The organism is Niallia sp. NCCP-28 (assembly GCF_023168165.1).
Taxonomy (GTDB): Bacteria; Bacillota; Bacilli; order Bacillales; family Cytobacillaceae; genus Niallia.
This window is the reverse complement of sequence record NZ_BQYJ01000002.1, coordinates 58,457-84,677: the sequence shown is the minus strand read 5'-3', so window position 1 is coordinate 84,677 and position 26,221 is coordinate 58,457. Positions and strand designations below refer to the sequence as shown.

Genomic DNA, 26,221 nt, shown 5'->3' with positions numbered 1-26,221 from the left:
TTAGATGAAGCACTTTGGAATTATGACACTTTCTTTAAATAATGAAATAAGTTATGTAGAGGAAATTGCAAAACATGCAGATCCAGCCGAATTTCTTATTTATCATTTTGTGCCATCTACCTTTAATCCCTATACTGAAAAGGTAAAAGGGAAAATTTTTCACCATAAGAAAGGAAAGTGGATAGCAGGGGAGTTTCCTCTTCCTTCCTTTATTTACGACCGCTGTTTTTATCACGATAGCCCTCACTCTAACCAATGCAAAAATATTGTCAATTGGCTAAAGCAGCGAAAAGATATTCAATTCATTGGGAATGGTTTGCCAAATAAGCTAAAACTATATGAAGTGCTTGCTTCCTCCAGTTTAAAAGCATATTTGCCTAAAACAAAAAAACTGACAAACGCTAAACAACTAATTGCAAGTTTTCCCTCCATTAATCCTGTCATCATTAAACCAATTCATGGATCTCAAGGCAATGGTATATATTTTATTCATAAAAGAAAAAAAGACATTATCGTTAAAACAGATAAAAAAGAAAAACAAGTAGAGCATATCTTTGCCGATGAACAGAAATTCGGTGAATGGCTAAATAAAATATTAGCGAAAAATGAATATTTAAGCCAACCTTATTTGCCTTTATGCACTCGCAATAAGCAGCCTTTTGATATACGATGTTTTTTGCAAAAAAAACCTGATGGAAAATGGAAAATAATCGAAAAAGGAATACGATTAGGCAATAAAAATCGAATTATTTCTAATCTAAGTGCTGGAGCTATAGTAATTCCTTTTCATGACTGGGTAAAGGACTTCTCTAGTTCTTCCCAAAAATTCCTAACACAAGAAGTGAACGATATTCTGTCGTCTATTCCAGCCATATTGGAAGCATCATTTCCCTCCCTTTTTGAACTAGGAATTGATATTGGCGTAACAGAAAATGGATCTTTATGGATATTAGATATCAATTCTAAACCAGGACGAAAGGTAATATTAAATGCCTATCCTCATTTAGCTGAACAGCTGTATAAAGCTCCAACACTGTATGCTGCCGGTATAACAGATATTTTAGAAACCAAGGAGGGATAGCAATGAAAAAACTTTATCCAATTGAATATATATCATCTGTCGAAAATACCATCTTCATCCCAGAAGCTTGCGAAGTGGCTTTGCCTTTGCATTATGTTTCATTCGGCACAAAAAAAACAGCAGTTATTATCCAAAAACAAAAAAATGCCAAAAATATCATCAGTATTAGCAACGATTTAAAAAGCACTCTTCAACTGCCAGACTATTCATCCAATATCCATCTTTTTTTTGATTCTGATACCCTCTATATAGGTCCATTAGTTGGAATCTTTACATGTGGTTTCCATACAGGAAGAGCAAAGCCAATTGGTGAAAGATCTCTTATTTTTTCCAAGTTGCTTTCTGTCCAAAAAACAGCTGGAGTCATTGCCTTTTTATTTGGCGAGCAGCATATTAATTGGGAAACACAAACAATAAATGGGCTTTTTTATGAAAAAGGGCAATGGGAAGTGGCAGAAATCCCCTTTCCAAATGTGATTTATGACCGTATCCCTAACCGAAAAAGCGAAAATCTTCCCCGTATACAACGAACAAAAAAACGGCTGCAGCAGGAGTTTCTCATTCCTTGGTATAATCCTGGATTTTTTAATAAATTAGATATATATGAACGTTTGCTTCAGGAAAACAGCATTTCTGATTATCTGCCAGAAACTCATGCATTCACCTCTTTTTCAATGGTTGAAAGAATGCTAAGCAATTTTGGGCATGTCTATATAAAGCCCAAAAATGGAAGTTTGGGAAAGGGAATTTATCAATTATTATATGATAGAAAAGAAGAAATGTATTATATCCGTTTTAATGATGAAAAAGGAGAAAAGCGCCTGCAAAAGTTTGAAACACTTGAAACGTTAATGAATCACACATTTAGTAAAATGAATATGGACAATTTTATTATTCAACAAGGAATTCATTTAATTCGATTTGAGCAAAAGCCAATCGACTTTCGTGTCCATACAAATAAAAATAAAGATGGGGTGTGGGAGGTTACAGCTATTGCCGCCAAAATTGCTGGAAATGGGAGTGTAACCACTCATCTTAATAAAGGAGGCACCATCAAAGCAGTAGAAGAATTAACTGCTATTTCCACCGATACAGAAGGGATGCTCCAAAAATTAAAAAATGCCTCCTTAAAAATCAGTAAAGCACTAGAAAAACAAATAAACGGAATTATTGGTGAAATAGGGTTTGACATTGGCATTGACCGGAAAGGCAGAGTTTGGCTATTTGAAGCAAATTCCAAACCTGGAAGAAGCATTTTTAAATATCCCTCTTTAAAAAAATACGATGTTTTAACAAGAAAACTTTCTTTAGAGCACAGTGTATATTTAATGGAACAAAATATAAAAAAACTTGAGGGCAGCACCCGTGGACATCTATTATAACCAAAAAATTAAACGTTGGAGCACACTTTATCAAACTGATCTAACATTTGGCAGCAATAAAGAAAAACTTTCCGCTATTTCCTCTATTACCTCAGATTGTATTGCTTTTCATGTTCGCCAAACAAAAAATAATATAGGACCGATTATTGGGGTCCTTGTTTCTTATAATAAAAAAAAGAAACTTTCTGGAAATTATCGACTATTTATGAATCTCCAGAAAGAATTAAATAAACAAGGGGGATTAGTCCTCATCTTTGCCCCTGAAGATATTTCAGAAACAGAGATAGCTGGATTTGTGTTAGATCCAAAAGAAAAACGCTGGATACATGTAAAATCCCCTCTTCCACATGTTGTCTATAATCGCATTCCTTTTCGGAAAACAGAAAAGCAAAAGTCTTATCAATATGCCGTTCAGTTCTTTGCCAACAAAAATATTCCTTTTTTTAATCCTTCATTTTTAAATAAATATGAAGTTTATGCCTTTTTCAAAGAGCATCCTGTGTTAAAATCATTTCTTCCCCCAACCATCCTTATTGCCGATAAAAATGCTCTTTATAATTTTTTAAGGAAACATAAAAATATTTACATCAAACCAGCGGAGGGAAAAAAAGGCAATAAAATTATAAATTTAAAAATAAATCAAGATTATTCCCTTACCGCTAAAACATCTAAGGAAATAAAGGAATTTTCTTCCTTCATATATTTTTGGAATTACTTTAAGTCAGCTGATGATCCCTCTTCTTATATTGCTCAAAAGACAATAGAAGCTGCCAAATATAATGGACATCGTTATGATTTTCGACTATTGATTTTATATGATAAAAATGAATATGTATTAAAGGGAGTTGGAATTAGACAGTCTGTTTCTCAAGAAATAACGACACATATTCCAAATGGCGGACAGCTCCTTCCCTACCATGCTTTACGAACACAAAAGCATGATCATTTTATAGATACATTAGTAAAATATTGCGGTGATTATTTATCCGATCAGCTTGGCTTTTTTGGAGAATTTTCTATTGATGCATGTGTCGACATTTATGGCAACTATTATTTATTTGAGATCAACAGCAAACCAATGTTATTTGATGAACAGGATATTGAACAAGCAAGATGCAAGCAGCTTGCCAAACTTTGTTATCAACTAGGGAATTTCGCCATCCCCGAATGAAAACACCTTCTATATCCCATCCTAAGAAAAAAGGAGGGATAGCTTTTGAGCAAACAGAAAAAAGAATTAAACTATGAAGGAAGAGAACATGCCTATTTAGATATAGACCGCATGATTAATGAAGGAATGGGCGGCGGTCATGTTATTAACAGAGAAAAAGCAACAAATATAGAAGAAGCAAGGGATCTAAAAAAAGAAGATCCCCCATACCATATATAGGATATACATGAGAAGAATCAGAGGAAGATTGATTAGTGTCTGCCCCCTGATTCTCTTTTATTGCTCCCTGTTTCTATGTATTATAAAATGAGGATATAAGTTAAAAAAATTCTGATAAAGCGAAACTTCAATCAGTGGGAAGCAAAAGCCTGTTAATGAGCAATAAAAGACTTCTGCTAATCTTCTCATCTCCACAATAGATTGCAGTTTTTTGAAATGGGAATTGCCTGTAATCGTTTTTTTTATTTAATTGAGGGAGGTACTATGAAGAATAAATTACTTTCATACTTTCATCATTCCATTGAGCAGACATCTCCTCCTACCACTTCACAGCTCGATCTTTTTTATTGGTTTAAGCTAGGTGAACAGGAAGGCTGGTTTGGAATCCCGAAAGATGAAATTCAAGAGGAACAACTTGATTTGCTCAAAAACTTGTTCGACCTATTTTTGCCTGAGGAAAATAATGAACAAAAAGAATTGCGTTGGAGCCAGTTTTTGTATTTTCATGATAAAGTTCCAAAAACAAACACAGAAACCAGCATTATTCGAATTATCCAATTTCGCATAAGTGGACAAGCACTAGAGAAAAGACAAATAGAAGCTGCCTTCAGAGGATTTATCCCTCCAGGAAGTCTACTGATATGGAAAAATGAACATGAAGGACTGATAGTCGAAAGAAATCAGCAGTTTCTCCCAGAAGAGGAGTATGATTCCTTTGCAAGTGCAGTACAGACGGATCTTTATTTTACTGCCACTTTTTTCATTGGAAAAGAATTAGAATTAAATGAAGAAACACCTTCCTTATTTGCAAAGGAACGAATTATTTTTTCCAATGGCCTACATGCTATTCCATCTCAGCGGGTATTAACCTTCGAAAAAGTGTTACCCTATTTATTTATTCAACGATTATCTGATGATGAATTAGCCCTCTTTAAGCATTGGTTTTCCATCTTTTCAGAAGATAAAGAACTCCTGTTAACCATTCAAACGTTTATAGAGAATAATGGACATAGCACAAACACGGCTAAGCAACTATTTATCCACCGCAACACTTTGCAGTATCGTTTAGATAAATTTTCAGAAAAAACAGGATTTCACTTGCGGGAACAAAATAGTTTATTAACTGTCTATCTAGCATGTTTGCTATACAGCAATGGCAAAAATTGAATATATTGCGCTTTCTTTTTTCACTAGCCTCTTATGTATAGAGGAGAAAAGGAAAGCGTTTTGCCCCTTCCCTTCCTTTCTCTCCTCTACCTATGAAAAAGCTTTTCCAATCACAAAAATTCGATTATAATAAAAAGGAAACATAAGTTCGCCATCTATTCATTAGTGGAGGAACAAACTGCATTTTGGCAAACAATACAGAATAGGGGATTTAATTTGAAAGGCACATCACATGCAATAGTCGGAGCAGCAACTGGTTTTATGGTAGCAAACTATTACCAAGCGACTCCTGCAACAACCGTTTTACTAGTGGGTTTAGGAGGCATTTCTGGATTAATGCCTGATATGGATATAGACGGCACGCTTCGCAATAGAATTACTATATCTTACAAAGTCTTCCGAACCGTTACACAAATTATTGGGATCTTAATGATATTGTACAGCTTTTTAAATGGCACTTCCAAAGAACAGATATATGGTGCTGCAATTGGGGCCTCTATCTTGCTGCTTTCCCTTTTCATCAAAAAAAGGCATATGCTGACAATTACTGGGGCTGCTGTATTAGTAGGGGGCATTTCACTGCAAGAAAATTGGCTTCTGCTTTTAGGGATTTTTATTATTATTTCTTCTCTTATCTCTCATAGAAGCTACACACACTCTATTATCGGCATTCTATTTTACAGCATTATCTCTCTTCAATTTGAACAGTCAACCCAAATTGAAGGGGCATACTATACTTGTTTATTGGCATATATTAGCCATATTATTTGCGATTCTCGTTTTCTTCCTGTTAATAAACGTGGAGTTAAACTATTTTTGCCTTTTTCTTCCAAAGAACTGTAAAAGCTGCTGACAATGTGTTTTCATTGTCGGCAGCTTTTTTCATAAAAAGAAAAATAGCTATCTCTCCGAAAACTGAATTAAACTATTAAAAAAACGCAGCAATAGATTATCTTTTCTTTATAAATGAAAGCGCTTATGCAAAATGCTCAAATATAGGTTATTTTTTTTATGCATTTCGTCAATATGAAAACGTTATCAACAATGGTACATTATACATATACAAAACAGAGGAGGAACAAAAAATGGCAGAATTAGTTTTAAATAATATTTATAAAATCTATGATGAGAAAGTAACGGCAGTAAAAGATTTTAATCTCCATATTGAAGATAAAGAATTTATCGTATTCGTTGGACCTTCTGGCTGTGGAAAATCAACTACACTTCGAATGATTGCTGGATTAGAAGATATTTCAAAAGGCGATTTCTTAATTGATAATGTTCGTGTTAATGATGTAGCGCCTAAAGATCGCGATATTGCAATGGTATTCCAAAACTATGCATTATATCCGCATATGACTGTATATGATAATATGGCTTTTGGCTTAAAACTTCGTAAGTTTCCAAAAACAGAAATAGATGAACGTGTACAAAATGCAGCAAAAATTCTTGGTCTAGAAGAATATTTAAAAAGAAAACCCAAAGCATTATCAGGCGGTCAGCGCCAAAGGGTTGCACTAGGTCGTGCAATTGTTCGTGACGCAAAAGTATTCTTAATGGATGAGCCATTATCCAACTTGGACGCTAAATTGCGTGTACAAATGCGTGCAGAAATTTCTAAGCTGCATCAAAGACTGCAAACTACTACTATCTATGTTACACATGACCAAACAGAAGCAATGACAATGGCAACTCGTTTAGTTGTCATGAAAGACGGCATCATTCAGCAAGTTGGTGCTCCTAAAGAAGTATATGAAAAGCCAGAAAATGTTTTTGTCGGCGGTTTCATTGGATCACCTGCAATGAACTTCTTCGATGGAAAAATTGTTGGCAATACACTTAATATTGGAAATGCCTCTTTCACTATTCCTGAAGGAAAATTAAAAACATTAAAAGAACAGGGATATATCGGCAAAGAAGTGATTTTCGGCATTAGACCGGAAGATATCCATGATGAGCTAGTATTTATTGAATCCTCTGAGGACACAGCATTTAATGCAAAAGTAGATGTATTTGAATTGACTGGTGCAGAAAGCTTAATCTACTCTACTTTAGCAAACAAAGAATTTGTTGCTAGACTTGATTCAAGAGCAAACCTTTCAGCAGGATCTTCTGTACAGCTTGCTTTTGATATGAATAAAGCGCATTTCTTTGATAAAGATACAGAAAGCAGAATTCGCTAATATTCTATGCGCCACTTCTGACTGCAAAAACAAAAAGTTCAAGCCTCCCCATTATCTATAAAAAGATTGGGGCAGACTTGAACTTTTTTACATGTTCTTTATTCTTGCACCAATACTATCTCTTCACTTCCACAATTTTCACATACTACTAAATGTGGGCATAAATGCTGCTGAAAATCTTGATAGCCATCTTCCATCTTCATTTGATCAATTGGCATATATGCACTGTAATCATCATAATAATCCATTATTCTTCCTTTATCTTCGACTGTTTTTTTACATTGGGAACAAACAGAGGAAAGTTCCTGCCATCCATTGCAAACTGGGCAAATAGTAGTCATTATCCACCTCTAATGATTATTTTTTTACTTTAACAAGATTGTTTGAAACTTATAGACAAGCTAAAAAGAAGTGAAGATTGCTATCATTTTATTTTTTATTTTTTGTTCCAAATAAAAATCTATTCTATTTATATAAAAATGATAAAAAATAAAAGGAATAAATTACCTTCTATTTAAAAGGAATAACAAAATAGTAACCATCCATACTATTAGTACAAGCAGCAAACACCACTAAAAAAATTCAATGGGTTAAGCCAAGTGGCAATAATATTTACTTATCTGTTGGTGCAATTCCAACTAACCCAACCAAAAAAATTTTATGAGGAGATGGAACATAATGACTAATTCATCAAGTAGAGGCAATTCCTCAAATCAACTATTAGTACCAGGTGTAGCTCAAGCACTAGATCAAATGAAATATGAAATTGCTAGTGAGTTTGGTGTAAATTTAGGTGCAGAAACAACTGCCCGCGCTAACGGATCTGTTGGTGGAGAAATTACAAAACGCCTTGTGCAATTAGCTGAAAAACAACTTGGCGGAACTCAAATCTAATTTAAATTTATATAATTGGCTAAAGCCCCCAAATTATTTTGGGGGCTGCTTATTTTATTCATTTTTGAATAGCCATTCTAATGCATGCAAAAATTGTTTTTTCAAAGTTTCTTTATTATGTGTCGCATTTTTTGATAATTCATTTGATGTTTATTATACTCAACCATATATTGCTGAATATTTGTTTTTTTTTCCCTCTTTTTCTCCAACATATAAATAAACTTTTTTATTTATATGTTGGAGAAATTGGTATCATTTTTTTTAAATTGCATCAAATAGTCGCCATCATGAATATATACACCGCTGGATAGTTCTTAAATTTCTTTTTGTATGTAGGAGGCAAATAGATAATAACTTCTTTATCAGCAATATGATAAGTTTTCAACTCGCCTTCTATTTCTTGTTCCTCCCTTTTTAGATGCATTATACTTTCGCTTTTACCAGCAAATAAACAAAATAAGGAACACCTATTATACTTAGAATAATCCCAATGGATAGTTCAGCCGGCGCTATAATCGTACGGCTGATATAATCTGCTGCCACCATCAATAACATCCCAATCATTCCACAAATAATTAAAGAGTAGCGATGTCTTTTTCCTATAAGCAGCTTTGCTATATGAGGACCAATTAAACCAATAAAGCCAATATTCCCAGCAACAGAAACACAGGCACTTACTATGGATACACTAGAAAGCAATAGTATCCATTTTTCCTTTTCAACCTTGACTCCCAATCCCTTCATTACTTCTTCTTGCAGTGTAAACAGGTCAAGAATATACGCCTTTTTTATAATCAATGGGATAATAACAATAAACCAAGGAAGAATGGATAAAATAAACAGCCAATTTGCACTATAAATGCTGCCATTTAGCCAAATTGTGGCCATCTCAAAATCCTGTGACTTCATCTTTAAAGAAAGATAAAGAGAAAAGGCGCCGAAACCCGAACTGATTGCAATGCCAGTTAACAATAACCTTTGCGCATCTAAACGATTAGATTCTGCTGCAATGAAAAAGATAATAAAAGCAGCCAACATTCCTCCAGCAAGTCCAGCCAGTGGCATCATCATAATTGCAGTTATGCTGTCATCGCTTATACTCTCTTGAAAAAAGAACATATAGATAACAATTGCCGCTCCTGCTCCGCTATTAATACCTAAGATTCCAGGATCAGCTAGTCCATTTTTTGTAATTCCCTGCAATACAGATCCAGAAATGCCCAAACCAAAACCAATAAGCATGGCAAGTATAACTCTTGGTAAACGAAAATCAAATAGAAGCAAATCAATATCCTCATGATGACTTATGCGAAAAATACTATGATAAAATTCCTGAAAAGTTATAGGATATACTCCGTTCGTCATACTGAAATAAGCAAGGAATAGAACAATTAGAGTGATAATAAGCAATAGAAAAATATATTTAATAAGCCCGTTCTGTTTGATGCTGCCCCCCTCCTTTCTTTTTTATTAAATAAAGAAAGAATGGTATGCCAACCAATGTCGTTACTACTCCTATTGGCGTTTCAAACGGATAATGGACAAATCTGCTGATGACATCACAGACAACTAAAAAAACCCCTCCAACTATTCCAGAACATGGAATAATCCATTTATAATCGACGCCTACTAAAAACCTCACAATATGTGGAATAATCAACCCAACAAAAGCAATCTTCCCAGCCAAAGCTACTCCAACACCAGTCATTAACCCTACAGAAATAATCGTTAAAATTTGGATTTGCCATGTTTTTTGACCTAGACCTGTTGCTGTCTCCTTTCCTAATGAAAGAATCGTAATTGATTTCGCCAATAATAGAGCCATTATCATTCCAACACAAGCAACGGGAAAAGAATACAGCAATAATTCACTGTTAATCTGATGAAGCCTTGCATTATACCAGAAACTCATTGTTTGAGATACTTGGTAATAAGATGCTAATGCTTGTGAAAGACTGCTTAAAAAGGTGCCTATCACAGTCCCTATTATTGCAAGCCTTACAGGAGAAAAACCATTTCTTATACATGCTGCCAATCCAAACACCAATGCAATGCCAATAATTGATCCAATAAATGAAAGCAGAAGCATTTCCAATGATGATAAATGCGGCAAACTTATCAAAGCTATTGTAATAACAAATGCTGCACCATCTGATACTCCCATAATGGAAGGAGAAGCAAGATAATTTCTCGTCATCCCTTGCATTATGGCCCCTGATATCGCTAATAACATTCCGATTAATAAGGAACCGGCTGCCCTTGGCAAACGAGAGGTTCTAACAATTGTTTGTTGTACATTTTCTGGATCAAATGCAAAAATAGCACGATATACTTCCTTAATTTGTATATCTGTTGATCCTAAGCAAATAGAGACAACTATCGCAAGTAAAATAACTGCTGGTGAAGAAAAAATAATGATATATCGCGCTAAACTTTTTCTGTCCATTAATCATGTCACCTTTATTTTCATCCCGTTCATCTTTTTATTTGGCTGTTTTCGTAAACTTTGTTGCTTTAAAAAGTAGATTGATGTTCGTTCCAGGATGTTCGTTTTCCGTGGGGCGGTCTCTCCTGTCCCGCTAACCCCACAAGAGTTTCCCATCTTTCACTCCAAGCAAGCTGTGTTAATAATGGATTTACTACTCATGGAAACTATTCGAAAAACAATCATCTTTTAGAAAACAGTCTTTTATTTTAAGTAATGTACGGTTTTGATTAATAATATGAATCAATACAACAGTGGAGCTGATTTGTATCAAGCTCCACTGTTGATATATTATTCTCCCAGCTTTTCTTGTAAAACATCTAAGAAATTTGTTTTGCTCCATGCCGTTCCACCAGCTGCCATTGGGTCAATTGCATTTGTGTACACTTTTTTATTTTTCACAGCTTTCATGCTATTCCATACTGCATTGTTCTCATATTCCTTTAAAGCATTCTCGTTCTCTGGATTTTCTGCTTTCTCAAACTGGACAAATATATAATCTGGATTTATCTCTGCCAGTTTTTCCAATGAAATCATTTCTTGCGCTTTTGCTGCTTTTATTTCATTTGGAACCGTTAATCCTAGATCTTGATAAAAAACTGGATTAAAATAAATAGATTCAGGATAAATATATATATTTCCAGCCCGAATGCGGATCATCATCACTTTTTGATTCGAAAGCTTTGTAGACAATTTTTCTTTAAGTTCCTTTGCTTCCTTTTCATACGTTGCTATTATTTCCTCTGCTTGTGCTTGTTTATCTGTAATATTTCCCATTAACAGCAGATTTTCTTTCCAGTTGACCGATATATGGGAAACTGGAATCATTGTTGCTACTTTGTTTAAATTTTTTACAACTTCTGGCTTAAATTTACTTGTACCAAGGATAATATCAGGTTTTATTTGCAGAAGTTTTTCTGTATTTGGCTGAAACTTATCGCCAATATCCTGTGCCTCAGACATAGAATCCCCTAAATAAGCAGGAAATTCTCCCGCTGTTGCAAGTGCTCCGGCAGGTTTTACGCCAAGTACAGCCGCATCTTCCATTGCCTCCTGACTAGCGGTGACAATTGTCTTAATATTTGCTGGCAATTTATACTCTTTATCCAAATAAGCAATTGTTTGCATCTCAGGTTTTGTTTCTTTTTTTGCTCCATTATCTTCTGTAGTGCTTGACTCCTTATTGCCGCAAGCTGCTAACACTACTAGCATTGCTGTAATTATAATTCCCAATAATTTCTTCATCTTTTTTCTCCTCTGTTGATTTTCTAATCGATACTGATAACCTTTATCAATTAGAATTATACAAGATGAGAATTTGCTTATCCATGGACGTTATCCATTAATATTTATGTACTTTTTCCTGCTAATAAGGTTTTTGTATAAGAAATCACTCTTAGATGAGCGCTTGCAGAGTATTCCTTCCATGGATCAGAAGAAATCAGATATACTTTATTTCTCTGCACTGCTTCTAATGTATTCCATAAAGGCATGTTTATAATTTCCTTCCAATACTCCAATGTTTCCGTATCCTGTCTAATGTTGACTAATAAATGATTCGGATTTAGTGCAATAAGGTCATCCATGGCAATCTGTTCATCATATTTTATTTCTTCTTCAGGTTGAGGCGGAGTGATCTTTAAATCTCCATAAAAAACCTCCAGCATTGTTTTCGAACGATTCAAAAAGATAGAATGCTTATATACACTCACAATTAAAAAAGTATCATTTCCTACCCTTCTTTTTAGCTCTTTGGCAGAAACTTTAGCATAAGTGTCATAATTCTTTAGCCAATCAGCCGCCTCTTTCTCCATCTTCAAAAATGCTGCAATCTCCACTAGCTGCTGGCGCCAATTTCTCTTCGTTTGCGAATACAAAAATAATGGAGCAATTTTTTTTAATGCAAACTTTTCCTCCTCGCAGATTTCATCTGCAGCCATTATTATATCTGGCTTTGCCGCTTTTAGTTTAGCGATATTTTCTCCCCAGTTTGTATGTTTTCGAAATGCATTAAGATGCACCATTATATCGCTGCTGTAATTTTGATAATAGGAAGAAGTCCATTTTGGGTGCAAGGGGGCTGCAAATGGCACGATATTTAATGCAATTAAATGTCCTGTTGTGCTGAAATCATATGACGCTATTTTAAATTTTCTTTTTTTTCTATATAACGATGGAGAGATGCCGACACTTTGTTTAAATTTTCTGCTCAGATAAAATTCATCAGAATATCCCACTATCTTAGCTATTGTGCAAATATTTTTTTCTGTTTTGATTAAAAGCTCTTTTGCTTTATTTAACCGAACAGAAGTAAGGTATTCAATGACACCAATCCCATATTTCTTTTTAAAAATTTCTGAATAGTATTTTGCACTGAGATCTGCTTTTTGCGCCAATGAATCTACTGTAATTTTTGTATTAAAATATTTATCTATGTATTCTCTTGTCTCTTCAATTGCCATCCTTGTATCTTTTTGGGGTTTAGGCTTGCTGTACTTTAGAAGATTAAAAAATATCCTCTCAAGCAATGCCCTGTGCAAAAAAAGATTCAATTCATCCTTTTTTGTAAATACTGCATACAGTTCCTCTACCAATGGCAGTATTTCATTTTCTTCATAAAGCATCTTGATTGGCGAATAGCTAAAAGTTTTGTTATCTATTAAAGAAGCCTTATTTTTTGCTTGCTCTTTTTTATAAATATGAAAGGAAAGTCGATAATAATCTGCGGAACTATTTTCTGTAAATGCCAGGCTGTAAATCTTTTCAGGAGGGATAAATACTATATTATTTTTATTGAAAATATAGGTTTGTCCATCGATTGTAATATCTCCTTTTCCCTCTTTTATAAAAACAAGCTCAAAATAATTTGTAATAATATGATCATTTTTTCTTTGATTGCTTTTGTTTATTTTCTCCATATCTAACAATATATCGATCCAATTATTTTGCACGAACAGATTATTCATCTTGTTATCTCCACAGTTTTTTATTAGAATATTAAATACCATTGATAATCATTATCAATAATATAGCTTAAAAATGCCTTGCTTTTCAAGATTAATAAACAATTTTTTACTTTATAAAAATAAATAACAGCCCAAAATGTTTAGAGGCATTCATATGATTAATCCGATAGAAATTCCCCTTTTTATAAATAATACAAAAAGGTATCTTATCTATTCATCCACAGAAAAGAGAAAAGGGCATCTAATAACCTAAAAAATCAGCAGATTAGATGCCCCTCCTTCTAAATTATTCTCTTATCCCACTCCAAGTTTGCCTTGTTGAAGCTCATACATTTGATAATATTTTCCCTTTTGCTGCATCAGCTCATCATGTGTTCCTTTTTCTACAATCGCTCCATGATCTAATACAATAATTTGATTTGCATTCCGAATAGTTGATAAGCGGTGTGCAATGATAAAAGTGGTTCTTCCTTTTTTTAACACTTCCATGGCATGTTGAATAATTTGCTCTGTTTCTGTATCTATACTGCTCGTTGCTTCATCTAATACTAAAATGGCTGGGTCAAAGGCAAGCGCTCTTGCAAAAGATATAAGCTGCCTTTGTCCACTGGATAACGTGCTCCCTTTTTCAATTACTGGTTCATTATAGCCATGCTCTAAATTTTTTAATACCCGATCTGCCCCTACATCTTTTAAAGCTTTCTCCATTTGCTTTTGAGTAATAGATGGATTATTTAATGTTACATTGGAAGCAATGGTCCCTTTAAATAGAAATGGATCTTGTAAAACAATCCCCATATGATTGCGCAAATCCTGTCTTGACATCTCTTTTATATTAATTCCATCAATCGTTATATTCCCTGACTCTATATCATAGTACCGGAACAATAGATTTAAGATTGAACTTTTGCCTGATCCTGTGTGTCCTACTAACGCTATTGTTTCTCCCTGCTTTGCTTCAAAGGTTATATCTTTCAGCACATATTCCTTTTCTTTATAAGCAAAATAAACATGTTCGAATTTGACATTGCCTTTATAGCGTTCCATTTTCTTTTCTTCTACATCTATTCCTTCTTTATCCATTAATTCAAAAACACGCTCTGCCGCAACAAGCGCCTGCTCCAAGTTTGCTAGTTGATTGACAATACCGACAATTGGCTGAAAAAGTCGATTGATATAATCAACAAAAGCATATAGAACTCCTAATGTAACAGCTGTTGAGGCATTTAAAGATTGCCCTGCCACATACCAGATAAATGCGACAAATATAATATTACGCAAAACATTCACCAGATTATGGGATGTTAAACTATTTAAATTCAGCATCTTGTTCTGAAAGCGGAAATGCTCTTCATTTAATGCTTCAAATTCATGTTTTGTCTGTTTCTCCTTTCCAAATGCTTGGATAATATTCATTCCTTGTATGGATTCATTTATTACTCCGTTAATATCGCTATTCCTTGCTCTTATGACTTGATTATAACGGCTGGCAAATTTCCGATACAATTTAATCCACAGGAATAAAATTGGAATTAAAAATAAACAAATAAATGCAAGTTTCACATTTAAGATAAATAGGGCTACATAGATTCCAGCTATATAGATAGTACTGGAGAAAAAGTTGGAAAGTACTGTCACATACAGCTCTCTAATTGCTTCTGTATCATTTGTGACTCTTGCTACGACCTTGCCTGCTGGCAGATTATCAAAATATTTAATGGGCAAGCGCTGAATTTGGGCAAATACCTCTTCCCTCATCTTTTGAATCACTTTATTTGCAGATTTCTGCAAATAAAAATGCTGGCCATATTGAAAACCTGCTGCTACAATAACCAATGCAAAGTATATTATCAACAGTTTTATAATCCCTTGAATTTCTGGTTTATAGAAGGAAAATACCTCTGTTTTCGTTAATTTCTCCACAGGATAATTGGCGATTCTTTCTCCATCTGTAATCGTTAACTGTCCATTGGCATAAGATTTTTTTCCATCAAAAGCAATATCTTCTTTTACAAAAAGGAATTGTCTTTGCACCTGCATAATTTTCGCAGAAGCATTTTTCTTTGCTGATTTTGCTAATTTCTTTTCTTTGATATATTCCTTTCCTTTATATAAAACAGAACTGGAAGAAGAAGAATTTGTTTCATACCAAGTTGTTTCAATGCCTGATACATGATCATCAATGACTTTTTTTGCAATGAACGGCCCCATTAAATCAGCAGCGACTGCAATAGTCAACATAATTAAGGCTGCAATAATCGTTTTTCTTAAATTTAATCCATAATGAAATAAACGTTTTCCTGTACTCATGCCTGCACCTCCATTTCTGTAGATGCTTCCATTTGCTGTGTTGTAAATTGCTTTTTATACCACCCATTTTTCTGCATCAGTTCAGCATGTGATCCATGTTCTATAATCTGGCCATCATCTAAAACAATAATTTGATCTGCATGTTGCACAGCAGTCATTCGGTGTGTTGTGATAATGGTTGTTTTCCCTTTTCTTTCATTTTTTATATTTTCAATAATGTTCTTTTCCGTTTTGGCATCAACTGCTGATAGGGAATCATCTAGTATCAGTATTTCTGGATTTCTAATAAGGGCTCTTGCTATGGAAATCCGCTGCTTTTGTCCGCCAGAGAGGGCAACTCCTTTTTCCCCAACTAATGTAGCCAGTTTATTTGGCAGCATATTAAGATCCTGCTTAAATGAAGCTAATTCGATAGCCTTTTCTAAATCTTGTTCATTTGCATATTGATTGCCGAATAGTATATTTTCTTTGATCGATTTTGAAAATAATACATGATCTTGAGGAACATAGCCAATCCATTCCCTTACTTGCTCTAACGACTGCTCTTCTATCTCTTCCCCATTAATGCGTATATTTCCCTTGCCAGCCGGATACTCTCTTAGCAGCTGTTTAACAAAGGTAGTTTTGCCGCTTCCTGTTTTCCCTACTACACCAATTGTTTCCCCTTGTTTTATCCTCAAATTTACATTTTGCAAATTATCAGCAGAAGAAGATGGGTAGCGGAATACAACATTTTTAAATTCAATATTCTCTGGTTTTTTAATGCTTTTTACTATAGGGGCATCGGCTACATCAGCTTGATAATTTAATGTTTCCTGAACCCTGTCTAATGAGGCGTTTCCTCTTTGCATAATATTCATTAACTCTCCAATAGCAAACATTGGCCATACAATCATCCCTAAATAGACATTGAAGGTAACTAGCTGCCCTATGGAAATGTCCTGCTTAAAAACTAAAAAAGAACCGTAGCCTAATCCAATTAAATAGCTTAGCCCTACCAAAATGCGAACAGTTGGCTCAAATAAAGAATCAATCTTTGCTACAGCAATATTTTTATGAAAAACATCATTTGTTAATTGATGAAATTGCTTTTCTTCTTCTTTCTCTAATACATAGGCGCGAACTACACGAACTCCAGCGACAGACTGCAAGACACTGTCATTTAATTCGCCGAATGCATCTTGTGCTTCAGTAAATCGCTTATGAATTTTATTGCCATACACTTGCATAATCAACGCCATAATTGGCAGGGGCAAAATAGCGGCCAATGTCAGTTTCCAACTTACTAATATGCACATAGTTGCAATAATGGTAAGCATAAAGGCTGTGGAGTCAATTAATGTTAAAATCCCAAATCCTGCTGTAGTAGAAATGGCACGGAGATCATTGGTTGCTCTTGCCATTAAATCTCCAGTTCGATTCTTTTCATAGAAAGTAGGTGTCATTTTCAGCAAATGACCAAAAAAATTGCTTCTTAATTTTCTTTCTAAAAGAAAAGCTCCGCCAAATAATTGGTACATCCAGGTATAAGTAACATAGTAAGTAAATAAAGTAATGCCGATAACAGCAAGGATATAATAAACAGATTTTGCTGCTGTAAGTGTCCCCACATTTATTTCATCTATAAACATTCCTAGCAGCTGTGGCGGAATAATTTCCACTATCCCTATAAAAAGCAATAAAAAAACAGCAATCAAATATCTTTTTTTATGTTCTTTAAAAAACCACTTTAATTTAAATAATATCGAAAACATATTAGCCTCCTAATCCATCTTACTATCCACTTTTTGAATCCCTTTTCATTATTTTTTTTGGTTTATTGCATCTAATCATTTACATATTCCTCCCCCTTCAGTATTAGCTATAAAAAAGAGGAAAAAAAATCCTCATTTTTTAATAAAATGAAACTTCAATCAGTTAGGTAAGGCCAAAAGCCCCTTAATACGTGATAAACAACAAAAAGATAGACCGCAACAATGCGGTCTATCTTTCGAAACAAATGCATCTGTTACAAATAAATGTAACCTTCATTTGCCTAGTGTATGTTTTCCTCAAAGGAAAAATAAAGCTGGCTTATTTGCACAGCTCCCTTATCTAAACAGATGGAGGGGTTACAAAGATATTCAATTGTTTTAATTTCTTATTAATTAATCGAAACATTCTAACCCCTCCATTCAGTATAATAATTTTCTAATATAGTTAAACATTACCATTTTTCTATTATGAAGTCAATTGCAAAAATTCCGATAAAACCGCAGCCATTCCTGAAAAGCTGCCATCTTAGATTTTCCTATCTTTTGTTATTTCTAAAAATCTTTCTTTAGCTTCTCGTTCATTAAAACTGCTGAAAATCCGAAAATGATCCTCATCAATAATTCGAAAATGCTGGCTGATGATGTTTTGCTGCAATATGTATCCATTTCTATCTTCTATCTCACGCCACCATACTTTTCCGCCCATTGTTTTTTCTTTGCGATAATCCATCCCGTCATGTGCAACAGTTTCAAGTACTTCTAACGGTTCATCTCCAAAAAAATGGCGCACTGTTTCTGTTTCTCTAAAAAGGGCACATACTGCTACTACCGTGGACCAGCCTGCATACACTCTTCCTTTTTCTATTTGAACAAGCGTCTTTTTAGATACACCAATAACTTCTGCCATTTTGTCTTGTGTATAACCCGCCTCTGTGCGAATCAACCTCATTTTTTCTGATATTTTGATAATGATTTCTTCTCTAGTCAACCTTTTCATTCCTTTATTAGTCATGTGTAATTTTACACTTTTTCTAATAGTATAAACTTTAACAAAATATAATTCAAATCTATTTATACCTATCATTTTTAAGCAGGGAATTTAGTTCGATTGCTGGTTTTTTCCCATACTTTGTTTTATTTTTTTGAAATAGCTATTTTTCGACAAAATCCATCCCTACCTTCCTCAATAACTGCAAACAAAAAAGTGGCTGTCCCCGTACTTCAATCAGTGAGGGTTTCTTCCCCCCCCACTGATTGTTAGTTGAACCAATCAGGCTTTTATGGGCAAGTTTCTGCCACCTAGATTTTTCATTTTCTCTTACTATCCCTTAGGCAAGGGGCAAAAGCCTGTTAATGCGTGATAAAAAATGCCTTTTAAGTCCAGTCCCCTTTTTCTTTTTGTAACGCTATTAAATGGACCTGCTGTAAGGTCTTCCTTTGATACGCTTTTCCCGCAGGAATCTCGCACCTTCTGCTCCAATCAACAAAGTGCCAAAATTCATATCAGCAGAAATATAGCTTTTTTTAAATTAAATACAAAAAACCGCCTTTTCTTGTAAAAGGAAAAATGAATAGAAACCAAAATCAGGCGACGAAAAACAATTTGTTTTTCGTCGCCTGATTTTATTTTAGGACTTATTAGACAGCCGCTGTTATCTTTGGATTAAATGAGAGTTTTTTGTTGTTCCCGCTAAAGAGGTGCTGCAGCCCTTTGTTTCACATGATTTACTAATTGAACAGCTGGCGCACTTTCCTTGCTTGGATTTTTGAATAAAACGAAATAATGAATAGCTTGCGTAAAAAAAGATCAAGACTCCAAGTATTATGCTAGTTATCATAAATTATCCTCCTTTTTACGTTAATCCAAACAATCGCCCCACTTGATAAATAATGAATGAAATTCCATATGCGAGCATCAAAGAATAGACTACAGAAAAAGCAGACCACTTTTTTGAAGCTGTTTCCTTATAAATCGTTGCTAAAGTAGCAAGACAGGGAATATATAATAGAATAAATACCATAAAACTATAAGAAGCTAAAGGAGTATATACTTCACTCATTAAATGCTGCAAAGAATGGACATTAGGAACGGCATAAATAATATTCATTGCCGAAACAACTGCTTCTTTGGCGAGAAATCCAGTAAGCAAGGATGCGCCAGCTTGCCATGTACCAAACCCTAACGGTTTTAATAATGGAGAAATCAATTGGCCAATGGAAGCTAAATAACTATCATTCATGTCCACATTCATACCTGCAGGACCCAAATAGGTTAATAGCCAGATGACAACTGACCCTGCAAAAATAAAGGTTCCTGCCTTTTTCAAAAAACCTTTCCCTTTATCCCATGTGCTTTTCCATAAAACTTTAATGCTTGGCATTCTATATGGAGGAAGTTCAATAATAAATAATGACTTCTCGCCTTTTAAAATGGTGGCAGAAAGAAGCTTTGCCATAATTAAAACAAGGAGTACACTTAATAAATATATGGAAAATACAATAATTGCTCCATTTTCGGCAAAAAAGGCTCCGATAAATAAAGCATAAACAGGAAAACGTGCAGAACAAGACATAAATGGCAATAAAATAATCGTTAATAATCTTTCTCTTTTTGTTTCAATGGTTCTTGCAGCCATCACCCCTGGCACATTGCAGCCAAAGCCGATAATCATGGGAATTACAGCCTTGCCATTTAGCCCCGATTTCTCCATTAATTTATCTACTACTAATGCCACTCTGGACATATATCCAGAATCCTCCAAAAAAGATAAAAAGAAGAACAAAATAAATATTTGCGGAACAAAAACGAGCACGCCGCCGACTCCAGCAATTATTCCGTCAATGACTAATGTTTGTATAAAAGGAGCAACATTTAATGCTGCTAATGCTGTGTTGATTATCTCGGTAAAAAAGCCTGTAATAAATCCGTCCACTAAATCGGATAATCTTGAACCAAACCAATCAAAGGTAAGCATAAACATAAAGTACATAAGCAGCATAAATATCGGCAATCCTAAATACTTATTTATGACAATGCGATCTATTTTATTTGTGAGCGTTTCTTTGTTCGGCTCTTCCACAATTTCTGCACTAGACAGGATAAATTCTACTACATTTCTTCTTGCTTCAAATACTAGCTGTGCAGCTTCTTTGCCCATTTTGTTGGCATCTGCTTCTATCCTGTTAAGGAAATCATCCACCTTCCTTTTTCCTGCCAATAAATGCAGATGCTTAATGACACTGGCATTACCATCTATCAGCTGCAAGGTTAGCCAACGGGCAGATAGGTTGGTTTTTGAGTTCACCAATGAACTCATTTCAAAAATATATTGCTCTATCACCCTGCCGTAATCTACTTTTAATATGCTTGTGTTTGTATGGGCTGTTTCAGTTGCAGCATCTGCAAGTTCTGTGCAGCCCTTCCCTCTTCTTGCGCTAATAGCAACAACAGGGCATCCCAGCATGCTGGACAGTTTTTCTATTTTGATTTTTTTCCCATAGCTTTTTGCCACATCCATCATATTTAATCCAATCACAACAGGCTTTTCATATTCAATAAGCTGAAGAGTCAACAATAAATTTCTGCGCAATTGTGATGCATCCACAATATTGACTATTTTTTCAAATTCAGCCTGCAAAAGATATTCTGTAACAACTGCTTCATCCGCTGATAATGGATTTAAGGAATAGGCACCAGGCAAATCTACTAAATTGGCCTTTTTATTCTTAAATACACCAATTTTTTTCTCAATGGTTACACCGCTCCAGTTTCCAACATACTCATAGGAACCTGTTAAATGATTAAATAAAGAGGTTTTTCCTGTATTGGGATTTCCTAATAATGCTACTTCCATCTATTGAATCTCCACTTCCATTTGCAGCGCCTCTGTTCTTCTCACGCCAACTTTTGTTCCTTTGAATTCTAAAATATAGGGGCCACTAAATGGCATCTTATTTTCTACCAATACAACAGATCCTTCTGTAATACCAAAATCAAGCAATCTTCTTCTGACAAGTTCATTAACTTTTGACAAATTATTAATTTTTATTTTTTCACCAACTCGCAATTTTTCCTTCATCACTTTGTCTCCCTTCTATTAATTGAGAATGATTATCTTTATTCTTATTTATAGTTATAGCAAGAAAGGGAATATGACTCAATTAGGTAAAAGGGATAAATATTGACAATTTTAAGAATTTTCTTTTTTAAAACAAAAAATCATGCCCTTCTCCATCGCAGACGATTTTTAGTCTACTTTATAGAAAAAGACATGAATTCTTTACTTTATTTTATAATTTTTTAGCATATCAGTTAATTGTTCACTGCTTTGTGTCATTGCTTCCGCTGCTTTTGTTACATTCATAATGGCGGATATTTGCTCATCACTTGATGATGACACCTCTTCTACTGCAGCAGCTGCTGATTCTGAAACAGTAGTTATGCTAGAGATGGACTCTAGCATATGACTATTTTGTTCTACTACTTCTTTCAGCTCTTTATTTAATTCATTCACTGCCGCTATTATAGCCTGAACAGCAGTTGCAATAGAATTAAATTCATTTTCAGTGCCTGTTACAGCACTATTTAATTCTTCTGCTTGTGTGGTTGTTTCAAATAATGCTTGCACTGTTTTCTCTGTTTCTTTTTCAATGCTGAAAATCATTTCTTGAATTTGTTTAGTTGCTTCTCCCGTGCCCTCCGCAAGCTTTCTAACTTCACTTGCCACTACTGCAAATCCTTTGCCATGCTCCCCTGCTCTTGCAGCCTCGATACTCGCATTTAATGCTAGCAAATTGGTTTGTTCGGAAATGCTGTTAATTGTTACCGTAATTTTTGAGATATCCAAAATCTTTGTATATAAATTGGAAATTCCTATACTGACATGATCTGTAGCCTGTTTGGTCTGCTCATTGGATTTTTTCAATTGGGAAATCATGCTTTTGCCTTTTTGGGTCGCGTTTTCCGATTGTTGAGTTGCTTGCTTAATGATTGTATTTTTTTCATCCATTGTTTGGATAGAATAATTCAGCCGCCCCATTTCCCGATTTACTTCATCTAGTTCCGCGGCTTGTTCTGCTGCTCCTTTAGCGATCTCGCTCATCGCTCGGCCTATTTCCTCTGAACTTGCCGAAGTCTCTTCCGAAACAGCAGATAATTCAGCCGAATATTCAAGTATGTTATGGCTAATTTCTTTTGTATTGGAAAGTACAGCTCCCAATTGCTGTTTCATTTTATGAAAAGAGTTGCTTAAATCGCCAATTTCATCTTTTTTATCATAAATAAATTCCTGTGTTAAATCTCCATTTGCCACTTCTATAAAACGTGTATTTAATGTTTTTAATACAATGAATTTCTTTTTTATCAAAAAATAAAATATAATTCCGCTTACCAACGTAATGACAATGGAAGTTGCAATAAGTATTAATGGAATTTGACCTGAATTTATTCCCTCTGCAGCTGTAGTGAAATAATAAGTAATTACTCCACTAATTAATGATGTAAAAATAATCAAAACACTGACTATAAACATTAATTTAAAAAACAAACCATCTCTCTTTTTCATGAGTTGCTTCTCCCTTCTAAACCAGGCAAACGTTATGTTAAATTGCTTTGCTCTTCCATTTAATAAAACGCTATCATAAGCAATCATGGAAATTAAAAATTTTGCCTGTTCTTTATTAATTTCGGCTTTTTTTTTCAATTATTTAGAAGATTTTTCTTTTTATTGCGTTCTTATTTTTATAAATGAACTGCATGCTCTACCATCACAATAGCCATTTTTTATGATCACTGCACTGTTTGCTCTATTTTCTCCATCCTTTTTTAGGGTAAGCGAGTTCTTTCCATGCTGCATAAACTGCATTAAGAACTGATTTCTTTTACTGATAGAAAGGATGTATAAATCATGTTTCAGCTCCAAGTAAATAAGGATATTACACTTCGCCTATTAGAACTCCATGATGCTTCTGCCATTTTTCAGCTTATAGACCAAGATCGCTTATATTTGCGCGAATGGCTTCCATGGGTCGATCTTGTGCTATTTCCCCAGCAATACAGTACAATTATTCCACTTTGGCATAAACAATACGCAGAAAAACAGGGCTTTGAAGCCGGAATATTTTATAAAGAGAAATTGGTCGGCATGATGTCCTTGCAGCAAATAGACTGGCAAAATCGTCAAGCCAGCATTGGATACTTTTTAGCAAGCAGTGCACAAGGAAAAGGCATAATGACACGCACTGTTTCTGCTGTTTTGAATTATGCCTTTTATTATTTGAAATTAAATCGTATAGAAATAAAATGTGGTTTAAAAAACAAAAAAAGTATGGCTATTCCAGAAAAACTATTATTCACTAAAGAGGGGATTATCCGAGATGGAGAGTTCCTTTATGACCATTATCATGATTTAGTTTTATTTAGTATGCTCGCAAAAGAGTGGCATCATCTGCACAGAAAAGGCAAGAACAATGCTCCTTATGTTTAAATTTGATAAAATAAGAGAATTAATTAGAGAAGAGAAAAGTTACCTTCTAAATTTTACGTTTGATAATTATTAAGCCATAGATAAAAAATAATAACAATAAAAAATAATTGCAGCAATTTAAGCTAAAACTAATAGAAGATTCATTTAGCCATTAAGCGCATTTTTTTATTGTATATGGCAAATCCTATTTATCACGCATTAACGGACTTTTGCCTCCCGCTTAAGATAAAAGGGGCAGCAAAACATTTAGGTGGATAAAAATTGCTGATTAAAAACCCAATTGATTTCACTAACAATCAGTGGGAGAGCGGCAACCCTACTGATTGAATTTTCATTTTATCCAATATTAACGAATGGTGATGACTAGTATGATTTTAACAAATTTGCTTATAGTTTGTTTACTTATTGTATTCTCTGCATTTTTTGTTGCTTCAGAATTTGCTATTGTTAGAGTCCGTCCAACACGTATAGAGCAACTGATTGCAGAAGGCAATTCAAATGCCGTCTCGGTAAAACAGATTATTACAAATATGGATGGATTTCTTTCTGCCTGCCAGCTTGGAATAACGATAACTTCTTTAGGTTTAGGATGGCTAGGTGAACCAACTGTTACAAAGTTATTTCATCCGCTTCTCGATAAACTCCCTATCTCAGATTCATTTACTCATATTCTGTCTTTTCTTATCGCTTTTGGTTTAGTTACATATATCAATGTAGTTGCAGGCGAACTCTTTCCAAAATCAATTGCCATCCAGCAAACAGAAAGGGTTGCTTTGCTGCTTTCAAAACCATTGCTATTATTTTATAGGATTATGTATCCATTTATCTGGATTTTAAATAATGCAGCCAGAATCGTAGTGCGCCTATATGGCATTAAACAGCCAATAAACGAAACTGCTCCTTCTGAAGAAGAGCTGCATTATGTGCTTGCTGAAAGTTATAAAAGTGGGGAAATAACTACTTCTGAATATCATTATGTCAACAATATCTTTGAATTTGATAATCGGCTGGCAAATGAAATTATGGTGCCAAGAACACAAATGATTACATTACGCGAAGATCTGCCCTTAAAGGAAATAATAAAAATCATTACTTCTGAAAGATTTACACGCTACCCTATAACAAAAGGAGATGACAAAGATACCATCATTGGTTTTGTCCATATTAAACAGCTTTTAACAGACTGCATAAAAAATATATGCCCTGAAGAAAAGCCCTTAAAAAAATATGCACAGCCAATCATTCATGTTATGGAGTTTATTCCTATCCAATTACTGCTAATGAGAATGCAAAAGGATCGAATTAACATCGCCATACTAAATGATGAATTTGGTGGAACTGCTGGTCTTGTGACAGTAGAAGATATTCTCGAAGAAATTGTTGGAGAAATCCGTGATGAATTTGATGAAGATGAATTTCCGCTTATTCAAAAAATCAACGATAACCATTATATCTTGGATTCAAGGCTGCATCTAACAGAGGTAAATAATCTTTTAGCCATTAACTTAGAGCACGATGACCTTTATACAATAGGAGGATGGATTCTTGCACAAAACCCTGATTTAAAAAAGAGTGAATCTATATTTTACGATAATTATGAATTTAGTATAGTCAAACTGAATAAGCAGCAAGTCTCTCAAATAGAAGTAAAGGCAGTTGCCCCAAGTTTAGGGTGATTGCCTTTTTCACTCTTATACAAAAAATTCCTCCCTTCTCTATTCCGTACTTTCTTTGGCTGATTAAGAACATAATTTTATACTTCCTACATAGAATATATTGTACAAAAAGGTTTTTTTCTTTTATTTTTTCCTTCTATTGGGCAATATTAAATCTTATATTTTTATAATTTTTTGTATATCCATCAGCTTCTTGCTGCTGTTTCAGATAGTGAAATAACACAATTTTTTGTGAACAGTTAAATTATCAGAATAAAAAGAAAATTATAATTCCCCAATGTTTGACGACATAGTTTGGCTTAACGTATAATTATTGGTAATTATTTATGAAAGTTTGAGGTGGTATAATGGGGTTATCTATATAAATGTTGAAAGATTGCTGTTTATTTCTTTCAATAGAATGATTAATTATTATACTTGTCTCAAAAATATCAAAACATACTATTAA

At 34.3% G+C, this 26,221-nt stretch carries 23 protein-coding genes; 10 read left to right on the top strand and 13 right to left on the bottom strand.

Translation table 11 applies throughout. From position 1 onward, the window contains the following. Positions 1 to 4 precede the first annotated feature (4 nt). The 7 genes from NCCP28_RS05335 to NCCP28_RS05305 all read left to right on the top strand — a co-directional run bounded on the left by NCCP28_RS05335 (position 5) and on the right by NCCP28_RS05305 (position 7,203). Positions 5 to 1,081, top strand: a complete 1,077-nt coding sequence (locus tag NCCP28_RS05335) for a YheC/YheD family endospore coat-associated protein (RefSeq protein ID WP_248560377.1) — start codon at positions 5 to 7, stop codon at positions 1,079 to 1,081. Between the two features lie 2 nt (positions 1,082 to 1,083). Then, positions 1,084 to 2,463, top strand: a complete 1,380-nt coding sequence (locus NCCP28_RS05330) for a YheC/YheD family endospore coat-associated protein (RefSeq protein ID WP_248560376.1) — start codon at positions 1,084 to 1,086, stop codon at positions 2,461 to 2,463. After that, a complete protein-coding gene (locus NCCP28_RS05325; protein ID WP_248560375.1) occupies positions 2,447 to 3,634 on the top strand; it encodes a YheC/YheD family endospore coat-associated protein in 1,188 nt (395 codons plus the stop codon). The genes NCCP28_RS05330 and NCCP28_RS05325 overlap by 17 nt, the downstream gene beginning before the upstream one ends. Before the next feature lie 45 nt (positions 3,635 to 3,679). Then, on the top strand, positions 3,680 to 3,853 hold the full coding sequence (locus NCCP28_RS05320; RefSeq protein ID WP_248560374.1) for a hypothetical protein: 174 nt from the start codon (positions 3,680 to 3,682) through the stop codon (positions 3,851 to 3,853). Positions 3,854 to 4,117: 264 nt separating this feature from the next. After that, a complete protein-coding gene (locus NCCP28_RS05315; RefSeq protein ID WP_248560373.1) occupies positions 4,118 to 5,020 on the top strand; it encodes a PucR family transcriptional regulator in 903 nt (300 codons plus the stop codon). A gap of 216 nt (positions 5,021 to 5,236) precedes the next feature. Further along, complete coding sequence (locus NCCP28_RS05310) at positions 5,237 to 5,863, top strand: metal-dependent hydrolase (protein ID WP_248560372.1); 627 nt, start codon at positions 5,237 to 5,239, stop codon at positions 5,861 to 5,863. Between the two features lie 242 nt (positions 5,864 to 6,105). Next, positions 6,106 to 7,203: an ABC transporter ATP-binding protein gene (locus NCCP28_RS05305; RefSeq protein WP_248560371.1), complete on the top strand. Its 1,098-nt coding sequence runs from the start codon at positions 6,106 to 6,108 to the stop codon at positions 7,201 to 7,203. Between the two features lie 98 nt (positions 7,204 to 7,301). Here the strand turns inward: NCCP28_RS05305 and NCCP28_RS05300 are convergent, their stop codons facing one another. Further along, on the bottom strand, positions 7,302 to 7,544 hold the full coding sequence (locus tag NCCP28_RS05300; protein ID WP_248560370.1) for a hypothetical protein: 243 nt from the start codon (positions 7,542 to 7,544) through the stop codon (positions 7,302 to 7,304). A 337-nt stretch (positions 7,545 to 7,881) separates the two neighbouring features. Here NCCP28_RS05300 and NCCP28_RS05295 point away from each other — a divergent pair, with 337 nt between their 5' ends. Further along, positions 7,882 to 8,097 carry an alpha/beta-type small acid-soluble spore protein gene (locus NCCP28_RS05295; RefSeq protein WP_248560369.1) on the top strand — a complete coding sequence of 72 codons (216 nt, stop codon included), beginning with the start codon at positions 7,882 to 7,884 and terminating at the stop codon, positions 8,095 to 8,097. A gap of 271 nt (positions 8,098 to 8,368) precedes the next feature. Here the strand turns inward: NCCP28_RS05295 and NCCP28_RS05290 are convergent, their stop codons facing one another. From NCCP28_RS05290 to NCCP28_RS05235, 12 genes are all read right to left on the bottom strand, one after another. Then, positions 8,369 to 8,521 (bottom strand): hypothetical protein, encoded by a 153-nt coding sequence (locus NCCP28_RS05290; RefSeq protein WP_248560368.1) that lies wholly within the window; start codon positions 8,519 to 8,521, stop codon positions 8,369 to 8,371. Beyond that, a complete protein-coding gene (locus tag NCCP28_RS05285; RefSeq protein WP_282579540.1) occupies positions 8,521 to 9,543 on the bottom strand; it encodes a FecCD family ABC transporter permease in 1,023 nt (340 codons plus the stop codon). Before NCCP28_RS05285 ends, NCCP28_RS05290 begins: the two co-directional genes overlap by 1 nt. Next, positions 9,521 to 10,543, bottom strand: a complete 1,023-nt coding sequence (locus NCCP28_RS05280) for a FecCD family ABC transporter permease (RefSeq protein WP_248560366.1) — start codon at positions 10,541 to 10,543, stop codon at positions 9,521 to 9,523. The genes NCCP28_RS05285 and NCCP28_RS05280 overlap by 23 nt, the downstream gene beginning before the upstream one ends. Positions 10,544 to 10,873: 330 nt before the next feature. Beyond that, complete coding sequence (locus tag NCCP28_RS05275; protein WP_248560365.1) at positions 10,874 to 11,827, bottom strand: ABC transporter substrate-binding protein; 954 nt, start codon at positions 11,825 to 11,827, stop codon at positions 10,874 to 10,876. Positions 11,828 to 11,931: 104 nt separating this feature from the next. Next, entirely contained in the window at positions 11,932 to 13,548 is a 1,617-nt protein-coding gene (locus tag NCCP28_RS05270; protein WP_248560364.1) for a helix-turn-helix domain-containing protein, read from the bottom strand. A gap of 294 nt (positions 13,549 to 13,842) precedes the next feature. Then, entirely contained in the window at positions 13,843 to 15,858 is a 2,016-nt protein-coding gene (locus tag NCCP28_RS05265; protein ID WP_248560363.1) for an ABC transporter ATP-binding protein, read from the bottom strand. Beyond that, on the bottom strand, positions 15,855 to 17,612 hold the full coding sequence (locus NCCP28_RS05260; RefSeq protein ID WP_248560362.1) for an ABC transporter ATP-binding protein: 1,758 nt from the start codon (positions 17,610 to 17,612) through the stop codon (positions 15,855 to 15,857). The genes NCCP28_RS05265 and NCCP28_RS05260 overlap by 4 nt, the downstream gene beginning before the upstream one ends. 526 nt (positions 17,613 to 18,138) lie before the next feature. Then, on the bottom strand, positions 18,139 to 18,600 hold the full coding sequence (locus NCCP28_RS05255) for a helix-turn-helix transcriptional regulator (RefSeq protein WP_248560361.1): 462 nt from the start codon (positions 18,598 to 18,600) through the stop codon (positions 18,139 to 18,141). Positions 18,601 to 19,264: 664 nt separating this feature from the next. Continuing rightward, a complete protein-coding gene (locus NCCP28_RS05250; RefSeq protein WP_248560360.1) occupies positions 19,265 to 19,450 on the bottom strand; it encodes a FeoB-associated Cys-rich membrane protein in 186 nt (61 codons plus the stop codon). A 15-nt stretch (positions 19,451 to 19,465) separates the two neighbouring features. Continuing rightward, the gene (gene feoB / locus NCCP28_RS05245) at positions 19,466 to 21,466 is read right to left on the bottom strand and encodes a ferrous iron transport protein B (protein ID WP_248560359.1); all 2,001 of its coding nucleotides are present in this window, start codon (positions 21,464 to 21,466) and stop codon (positions 19,466 to 19,468) included. Next, on the bottom strand, positions 21,467 to 21,691 hold the full coding sequence (locus NCCP28_RS05240) for a FeoA family protein (RefSeq protein ID WP_248560358.1): 225 nt from the start codon (positions 21,689 to 21,691) through the stop codon (positions 21,467 to 21,469). It lies immediately after the preceding gene. Between the two features lie 201 nt (positions 21,692 to 21,892). After that, entirely contained in the window at positions 21,893 to 23,176 is a 1,284-nt protein-coding gene (locus tag NCCP28_RS05235; RefSeq protein WP_248560357.1) for a methyl-accepting chemotaxis protein, read from the bottom strand. 342 nt (positions 23,177 to 23,518) lie between these two features. Between NCCP28_RS05235 and NCCP28_RS05230 the strand changes: the two genes are divergently transcribed. Continuing rightward, complete coding sequence (locus tag NCCP28_RS05230; RefSeq protein WP_248560356.1) at positions 23,519 to 24,097, top strand: GNAT family N-acetyltransferase; 579 nt, start codon at positions 23,519 to 23,521, stop codon at positions 24,095 to 24,097. Between the two features lie 368 nt (positions 24,098 to 24,465). Next, positions 24,466 to 25,773, top strand: a complete 1,308-nt coding sequence (locus NCCP28_RS05225; RefSeq protein WP_248560355.1) for a hemolysin family protein — start codon at positions 24,466 to 24,468, stop codon at positions 25,771 to 25,773. Positions 25,774 to 26,221: the final 448 nt, after the last annotated feature.

Bases quoted from the DNA above. Each gene is read 5' to 3' on its own strand.
- NCCP28_RS05335 (WP_248560377.1), top strand. From the start codon at position 5: ATGAAGCACTTTGGAATTATGACACTTTCTTTAAATAATGAAATAAGT.
- NCCP28_RS05330 (WP_248560376.1), top strand. From the start codon at position 1,084: ATGAAAAAACTTTATCCAATTGAATATATATCATCTGTCGAAAATACC.
- NCCP28_RS05315 (WP_248560373.1), top strand. From the start codon at position 4,118: ATGAAGAATAAATTACTTTCATACTTTCATCATTCCATTGAGCAGACA.
- NCCP28_RS05305 (WP_248560371.1), top strand. From the start codon at position 6,106: ATGGCAGAATTAGTTTTAAATAATATTTATAAAATCTATGATGAGAAA.
- NCCP28_RS05300 (WP_248560370.1), bottom strand. From the start codon at position 7,544: ATGACTACTATTTGCCCAGTTTGCAATGGATGGCAGGAACTTTCCTCT.
- NCCP28_RS05295 (WP_248560369.1), top strand. From the start codon at position 7,882: ATGACTAATTCATCAAGTAGAGGCAATTCCTCAAATCAACTATTAGTA.
- NCCP28_RS05290 (WP_248560368.1), bottom strand. From the start codon at position 8,521: ATGCATCTAAAAAGGGAGGAACAAGAAATAGAAGGCGAGTTGAAAACT.
- NCCP28_RS05280 (WP_248560366.1), bottom strand. From the start codon at position 10,543: ATGGACAGAAAAAGTTTAGCGCGATATATCATTATTTTTTCTTCACCA.
- NCCP28_RS05275 (WP_248560365.1), bottom strand. From the start codon at position 11,827: ATGAAGAAATTATTGGGAATTATAATTACAGCAATGCTAGTAGTGTTA.
- NCCP28_RS05270 (WP_248560364.1), bottom strand. From the start codon at position 13,548: ATGAATAATCTGTTCGTGCAAAATAATTGGATCGATATATTGTTAGAT.
- NCCP28_RS05265 (WP_248560363.1), bottom strand. From the start codon at position 15,858: ATGAGTACAGGAAAACGTTTATTTCATTATGGATTAAATTTAAGAAAA.
- NCCP28_RS05260 (WP_248560362.1), bottom strand. From the start codon at position 17,612: ATGTTTTCGATATTATTTAAATTAAAGTGGTTTTTTAAAGAACATAAA.
- NCCP28_RS05250 (WP_248560360.1), bottom strand. From the start codon at position 19,450: ATGATAACTAGCATAATACTTGGAGTCTTGATCTTTTTTTACGCAAGC.
- feoB (WP_248560359.1), bottom strand. From the start codon at position 21,466: ATGGAAGTAGCATTATTAGGAAATCCCAATACAGGAAAAACCTCTTTA.
- NCCP28_RS05240 (WP_248560358.1), bottom strand. From the start codon at position 21,691: ATGAAGGAAAAATTGCGAGTTGGTGAAAAAATAAAAATTAATAATTTG.
- NCCP28_RS05235 (WP_248560357.1), bottom strand. From the start codon at position 23,176: ATGAAAAAGAGAGATGGTTTGTTTTTTAAATTAATGTTTATAGTCAGT.
- NCCP28_RS05230 (WP_248560356.1), top strand. From the start codon at position 23,519: ATGTTTCAGCTCCAAGTAAATAAGGATATTACACTTCGCCTATTAGAA.
- NCCP28_RS05225 (WP_248560355.1), top strand. From the start codon at position 24,466: ATGATTTTAACAAATTTGCTTATAGTTTGTTTACTTATTGTATTCTCT.